Genomic DNA, 5,984 nt, shown 5'->3' with positions numbered 1-5,984 from the left:
CCGTGCGACGCTGGACCTGCCGGGCCCGCGAGGTGGCTGCCACACCGGCCGTCGATCCGGGGGCCGTGCGATGAACCCCTACCAGTCGCTGCCGTCGCGGTCGTTCTGGCGCAGCGCGGTGGCCGAGCCGGAGATGTTGGCCATCGGTGAGGTGTGGACGCCGAAGTTCGGCATCGCCCCGGACGATCCGGTCCTCACCGCCGGCTCCTGCTTCGCCCGCCACCTCGGTCCCGCCCTGCTCGACGAGGGCATGAACTGGCGCGAGGTCGAGTTGCCCCCGCCCGGGCTGACCGAGGCCGAACGGCGGGCCCGCCACTACGGCGCGTTCTCCTTCCGCACCGGCACCATCTACACCGCCGCCACCCTGCGGCAGTGGCTGGCCTGGGCGCTGACGGACGACACCGGGCCCGACGAGGTCTGGCGCGAGGGTGACCGGTTCTTCGACCCGTACCGGCCGTCGGTCGAACCCGACGGGTACGCCTCGGCCGAGGCGACGCTGGCCGCCCGCCGGTCCACCCTGGCGGCGATCCGGGCGGCGATCGCCGAGGCGGGTTGCCTCATCTTCACCCTCGGCCTCACCGAGGCGTGGCGGGACCGGGTCACCGGCACCGTCCACCCGGTCTGCCCGGGCACCGTCCGGGGCGACTTCGACGCCGGGCGGCACGTCTTCCACAACTTCACGGTGGCCGAGGTGCACCGGGACCTCTCCGCCGCCGTCGCGCTGCTGCGTGCCGCCAATCCCCGGCTGAACGTCCTGCTGACCGTCTCGCCGGTGCCGCTCACCGCGACGGCGACCGGGGCACACGCGCTGACCGCCACCACGTACTCCAAGTCGGTGCTGCGGGCCGCGGCGGGCCAACTGGCCCAGGAACACGACCACGTCGACTACTTCCCCTCGTACGAGCTGATCACCGGCTTCCCGTTCCGGGGGGTCTTCTTCGCGCCGAACCTGCGCGCCGTCACACCGGAGGGGGTCGCCTTCGTCATGCGGCACTTCTTCGACGCCCTCGCCCGGGGATCCGCCGCGGCCCGGGCGGCGGATCCCACCGCGACGACGCCCGACCGTTTCGCCGACGCCGCCGACGGAGGTGACCTCCACTGTGACGACGCCGTCCTCGACCGGTACCGCGCCGGCCAGATTCCTGCTGCTGGGTGACTCGCACGCGGGACCGATCGCCCGCGCGGCGACGGCGGCCGGTCTCCCCTTCGCCGGTGGGCCGGTCGGCTCGGGGCGTGACTTCAACGTCGGCTTCTTCGACGTACGCGACGACGGCCTGGTGTTCCGGGACGCGGCGGTGGAGGAACGCCACCGCGGCTTCCTGGCCGACCTGGGCGTGGCGGACCTCGGCCGGCTCGCCGTCCCGCTGGTCTCGACGTTCGGCCTCAGCGCCCACTTCTTCGCCACCACCGAGAACTGGCGGATCTACCGGGCGGGCGACGGCGCCTTCCCGGCGGGTTTCCTCGCCAGCGGGCTCTTCGACGACATCGTGCGCGCGATGGCCCGCGACGCCCTGGCCTTCTACCGCCACGCCCTCGGCATGGGGCTGCGCGTCCTCGCGGTGCTGCCACCGCAACGGGTGCCGGGCATGTCCGACCCGCTGGTCTTCATGGCGGCCCAGGAGACGATCCGCCGCGCGCTCGTCGCGCTCGGCGTGGAGATCGTGGATCTGCGGTCCCGGGTCACCGACGGGACGGGCCGGCAGCGGGCCGCGTTCTGCGAGCCGGACGACCCGATCCACGGCAACCTCGCCTTCGGCCGGCTGATCGTGGCCGACCTGCTGGCGCGGGGACTGTGACACCGAACCCAGGAGGGAACGAGATGGAAGAGCACGTCCTTGCCGCCGTCGAACGGGTGACCACCCGCCCGCCGGAGGCCTACGACACCATCACCGTCCGTCCGATCTCACCGGTCATCGGCGCGGAGGTCTCCGGCCTCGACCTCGCCACGGAACTGTCGGACAAGCAACTGGCCGAGGTCAGGCACGCCTTCCTCGACCACCACGTGCTGGTCTTCCGCGACCAGGTGATCTCCGCCGAGGACCACAAGCGCTTCGCCGGCCACTTCGGCGAGTTGCGCCGCCAGCCCCTGGCCGACCTCGACGGCGGCGACCCCGCCATCCTGGAGATCGCCGCCGGCCGGGAATCGCGGTTCGTGGCCGGCGAGGACTGGCACACCGACGGCACCGCCGAGGCCGAGCCGTCGCTGGGCTCCATGCTCTACGTCACCAGGACCCCGGAGATCGGCGTCGGCGGCGACACGCTCTGGGCGAACATGCACCTGGCGTACGAGATGCTCTCCCCACCGATGCGGACCTTCCTCGACGGCCTGACCGCGATCCACGACGGCCTGATCCCGTGGCAGGGTCACACCCCGCCGCCGGAGTACGTCGTGCCGAAGAGCGAGCACCCGGTCGTCGTACGCCACCCGGAGACCGGCCGGCGGCTGCTCTTCGTCAACGCCGGTTTCACCTCGCACATCGTGCAGCTCTCCCGGCCGGAGAGCCGGGCGCTGCTGGACATGCTCTTCGGTTGGGTCGCCCAGCAGCCGATCCTGAGCTGCCGGGTCCGCTGGACGCCGAACACGCTGGTGTTCTGGGACAACCGCTGCACCCAGCACCACGCCGTGTGGGACTACTACCCGCACTCCCGCTACGGCCAGCGGGTGACCATCAACGGCAGCCGGCCGACCGGGTGACCGGACGGCCGGATCGCGGCCGGCCACACCGCCGGCCGCCCCGGTCAGGCGGTCAGGCGGTCAGGCTCGCACGATCTGCTCGGTGTAGGCCCAGTCCGCGTCGAGGGCGGCGTCCCGTTCGTCCGTCAGGCCGGCCAGGTCCGCGCCCGCGACACGGCCGGCGCCGGCGACCCGGTCCCGCAGGATGCGGGCCGTGACCACGGCGGCCCGGGTGCCCTGGGCGGTGACCGGGTCCAGGTGGTAGCCGGCGTCGCCGACCAGGCACCAGCCCGGCCCGCTCATCGGCCGGCGCAGCATCCGCATCCGGCCGGCACCGCCGATCGGCGTGGTCCGCCGGCCGGCGGCAACGGCCGGGCCGAGGTGCGGATCGTCGCGCACCATCCGCTCGAACGAGCGCGCCGGGTGCCGGCCGGATTCGTCGATCAGGCTCTGGTGCAGGTCCACCGCGACGCACCACTGCTTGTCGCCGCACGGCGTCGAGATGAGCACGCTGCGGTCCTGCAACGAGAAGTAGGAGCGGTCGGTGGGCAGCGGCAGGTTCTCGTAGTACGCCAGCAACGCGAACCACGGTGACTCGACGACCCGGTAGGCGGTCGCACCCACGCGTTCCGCGTTGCGCGACAGCCGGCCGTCCGCCAGCACCAGCAGGTCACAGGTGATCTCGCTGTCGAGGGTGCCGTGCCGGACGGTCGCCCCGCGTACCCGACCGGCGTCGATCGTGATATCGCGTACCCGGGCCGGGCGCAGCACGGTGACGTTGCCCCGGCTGCGCGCCGCGGCCAGCAGCGCCGGATCCAACACCTCACGCGGCACGCTCATCCGGTACGAGTACGCGTCCTCGCGCGGGTAGACCCGCTCGACGACGTCCTGGCCGATGCGCTGGGTGTCGCCGTAGGTGCGCGGGGCGCCACAGGCCAGGACCGTCTCCAGCAGGCCGAGCTCGGCCCAGGCGAGGTTTCCGGAGCGGTCCCAGGTGGCCTGCTGCGGCCAGAACGTGGTGGCCCGCGAGGCGTCCAGGACGAGGATCCGCTCCGCGTACGGCGCGAGGGCCCAGGCGGTGGACGCCCCCGCGATCCGGCCGCCGACCACGACGACCTCCCAGTGGCCGCCGATCATGCCGGGACCGGCCCGGCGCGGTGGTGCTCCGGCGGGCTCCCGACGTCGTCACGCGGCACGACTCAGTCTCCCATCCGTGATCGGCCCGGGGAAGGGAGCAGCCCGGCCGCCGGGGGCCGGATTCGCACGACGGATCCCCGGAGCACGTCGCGACGGATGGAGACCGCCGGAAGGGGTCTCTTATTACTGGCCGATTACCCAAGACCATTAAATTCACCCAGGTCAGCGGGCTTCCGTCCGGACGTGGGGTGCAATGTGAACAGACAGACGATCGCGCGGCCGGAGCCCAGGCTCGAAGTCCGGGACCTCGGGTGGCGAGAGCTGTGGGCGGGCGCGCGACTGCTCGCCCAGGCGTACGAGAACGGCGCCATCTGGGCCGCCGCCGGCTCGCTCCCCCGGTGGCAGCGGAGGTCGGCGCTGACCGCGCTGTACCTGGCCGAACTGGCGGTCGCCCAGCTGATGAGCTCGGGCATCACCCTCGCCGCGTACCGCGCCGACCGGCTCGACGGGATCCTCGTCCTCTACGGCGACGAACGCACCACGCCGTGGTGGGGATGGGCCCTGCGCTCGGTGGCCTGCCTGCTGGCGGGGCCACGGGCCGTGGTGCACGCGGTCCGGATCTCCAACGCGCTGGACCGGATGCGCCCGAGCCGCCCGCACGTGTGGTTCGCGGTGCTCGGCCGGCGGGTCGACTCGGTCGGCGTCGGCTACGTCCTCATGCGCGCCGGCCAGGCGCGGGCCGAGGCTCTCGGCCTGCCGGGCTACCTGGAGACCTCGGCCGGCCCGGAGCAGGTGCAGATCAACGAGATGCTCGGCTGGACCTCGGTGGACGAGTACGTGCTGAGCACCGGAAGCGTCATCAGGACGATGTGGCGCGACGGCGCGGTGCGGTCATGACCGCGGCCGGGCTGTGCCGTGGACTGGACACGCTGTTCGCGGTCCCGCCGGAGCACCGGCTCGACGACGTCGACCGCGCGTCGGCGAGACAGCTGCTCGGCTGCGACGACCACACGCTGTCCACGTTGCTCGACCGGGGGCTCCAGGCCAGCGGCGAGGCGGGCGAGGAGCGGTTCGACTCGCGCGACCTGTTCAACCTGGCGTTGTACTCCGGCACCGGCGCCACCGTGCCGGAGCAGGCCTTCGCGTACTCGCTGCGGTGGATGCGCTCGTCGACCGAGGAACTGCTCGCGCCCCGCGCCTCCCGGTTCGCGCTGCGGGTCGCCTGCGCCGCCGACCGGTGCGGCCCGGAACCGACCAGCATGCTGGCCCTGCCGCGCCCCGAACGCCTCGGCGGCGCGGTGCACGACCTGACGGTCGAACCCGCCGGCGGCGTCACCGGGCCGAGCGGCGACACCGTCGTCCGTACGGCGTCGGAGCTCGCGATCACCGCCACCGTGCACACCCGCGGCGAGCAGGCCGAGCTGCGCTCCCCGGAGCTGCGCGCGATCGCCGCCGAGTTCGCCGCGATGGACCTGCGCTGGGTCAAGCTGCCCGCGGCGTTGCAGGACGACGTCGACCTGGTGACCGGGCACGGCGTGGCGAGCTGCGACTCGGCGAGCCGGTACCTGGCCCGCCGCTGCGTCCGGGCCGGCTTCCCGGCGGTCACCAGGATCGGCTGGGTGGTCGGCATGCTCGACCTGGTCCACGCCTGGGTCGAGGTCGAGGACGCCGACGGAGTCACCAAGGTCATCGACCCGGTCTTCGCGCTGTTCTCCGCCACCGTGCGTGGCACCAACCCGCTGCTGCGCGACCCGGCCGTCGCGCTGCGCACCAACCGGCTCGTCCCGACCGGCCTGTCCACCGGGCGGGCCGTGGCCGAACACCGGTGCGCCGACCGACCGGCGGCGGCCCGGGTCACCACGAAGATCCTCCCCGCACCGACGCGCCCCGAGGAGGGGTCATGAGTACGACCGACACGATTCCCGAGTTCCTCACCACGTTCCTGCGCGCCAGATGCCCGGACCTCGACCCGGTCGGGCCCGACGACGACCTCGTGGACACCGGGGTCCTGAACTCGATGCACTTCGTCGAGCTGCTCTACCTGATCGAGGCGGAGCTGGGCACGGAGATCTCCCTCGACGAGGTGAGCACGGACGACTTCCGCACCGTCTCCCGGATCACGCGACGTTTCTTCACCCCGGGGCAGGGCCCCGGCGCGACACCCAAGGAGTAG

General features: G+C 73.0%; 7 protein-coding genes. 6 read left to right on the top strand and 1 reads right to left on the bottom strand.

The genetic code is table 11. From position 1 onward, the window contains the following. Positions 1–70 precede the first annotated feature (70 nt). From AB0D32_RS13500 to AB0D32_RS13490, 3 genes are read left to right on the top strand one after another with little or no spacing between them, the layout of a single operon-like run. Positions 71–1,156 carry a GSCFA domain-containing protein gene (locus AB0D32_RS13500; RefSeq protein ID WP_357088976.1) on the top strand — a complete coding sequence of 362 codons (1,086 nt, stop codon included), beginning with the start codon at positions 71–73 and terminating at the stop codon, positions 1,154–1,156. Then, positions 1,101–1,796: a hypothetical protein gene (locus AB0D32_RS13495; RefSeq protein ID WP_357088973.1), complete on the top strand. Its 696-nt coding sequence runs from the start codon at positions 1,101–1,103 to the stop codon at positions 1,794–1,796. Before AB0D32_RS13500 ends, AB0D32_RS13495 begins: the two co-directional genes overlap by 56 nt. A gap of 23 nt (positions 1,797–1,819) precedes the next feature. Continuing rightward, positions 1,820–2,695, top strand: coding sequence for a TauD/TfdA family dioxygenase (locus AB0D32_RS13490; protein ID WP_357088970.1), 876 nt, complete (start codon positions 1,820–1,822; stop codon positions 2,693–2,695). A gap of 60 nt (positions 2,696–2,755) precedes the next feature. Here AB0D32_RS13490 and AB0D32_RS13485 read toward each other — a convergent pair whose 3' ends face one another. Further along, entirely contained in the window at positions 2,756–3,811 is a 1,056-nt protein-coding gene (locus AB0D32_RS13485; protein WP_357088968.1) for an NAD(P)/FAD-dependent oxidoreductase, read from the bottom strand. 255 nt (positions 3,812–4,066) lie between these two features. On the opposite strand from AB0D32_RS13485, the gene AB0D32_RS13480 reads away from it, so the two are divergent. From AB0D32_RS13480 to AB0D32_RS13470, 3 genes are read left to right on the top strand one after another with little or no spacing between them, the layout of a single operon-like run. Continuing rightward, positions 4,067–4,708, top strand: a complete 642-nt coding sequence (locus tag AB0D32_RS13480; RefSeq protein WP_357088966.1) for a hypothetical protein — start codon at positions 4,067–4,069, stop codon at positions 4,706–4,708. Next, entirely contained in the window at positions 4,705–5,715 is a 1,011-nt protein-coding gene (locus AB0D32_RS13475; RefSeq protein ID WP_357088964.1) for a hypothetical protein, read from the top strand. Before AB0D32_RS13480 ends, AB0D32_RS13475 begins: the two co-directional genes overlap by 4 nt. Beyond that, positions 5,712–5,984: a phosphopantetheine-binding protein gene (locus AB0D32_RS13470; RefSeq protein WP_357088962.1), complete on the top strand. Its 273-nt coding sequence runs from the start codon at positions 5,712–5,714 to the stop codon at positions 5,982–5,984. The genes AB0D32_RS13475 and AB0D32_RS13470 overlap by 4 nt, the downstream gene beginning before the upstream one ends.

Origin of the sequence: Micromonospora sp. NPDC048170 (genome assembly GCF_040652795.1) — a bacterium.
Classification (GTDB): Bacteria; Actinomycetota; Actinomycetes; order Mycobacteriales; family Micromonosporaceae; genus Micromonospora.
The sequence above is the reverse complement of the archived record's forward strand: the minus strand, read 5'-3'. Positions and strand labels throughout refer to the sequence as shown.

Bases quoted from the DNA above. Each gene is read 5' to 3' on its own strand.
- AB0D32_RS13500 (WP_357088976.1), top strand. From the start codon at position 71: ATGAACCCCTACCAGTCGCTGCCGTCGCGGTCGTTCTGGCGCAGCGCG.
- AB0D32_RS13490 (WP_357088970.1), top strand. From the start codon at position 1,820: ATGGAAGAGCACGTCCTTGCCGCCGTCGAACGGGTGACCACCCGCCCG.
- AB0D32_RS13485 (WP_357088968.1), bottom strand. From the start codon at position 3,811: ATGATCGGCGGCCACTGGGAGGTCGTCGTGGTCGGCGGCCGGATCGCG.
- AB0D32_RS13475 (WP_357088964.1), top strand. From the start codon at position 4,705: ATGACCGCGGCCGGGCTGTGCCGTGGACTGGACACGCTGTTCGCGGTC.
- AB0D32_RS13470 (WP_357088962.1), top strand. From the start codon at position 5,712: ATGAGTACGACCGACACGATTCCCGAGTTCCTCACCACGTTCCTGCGC.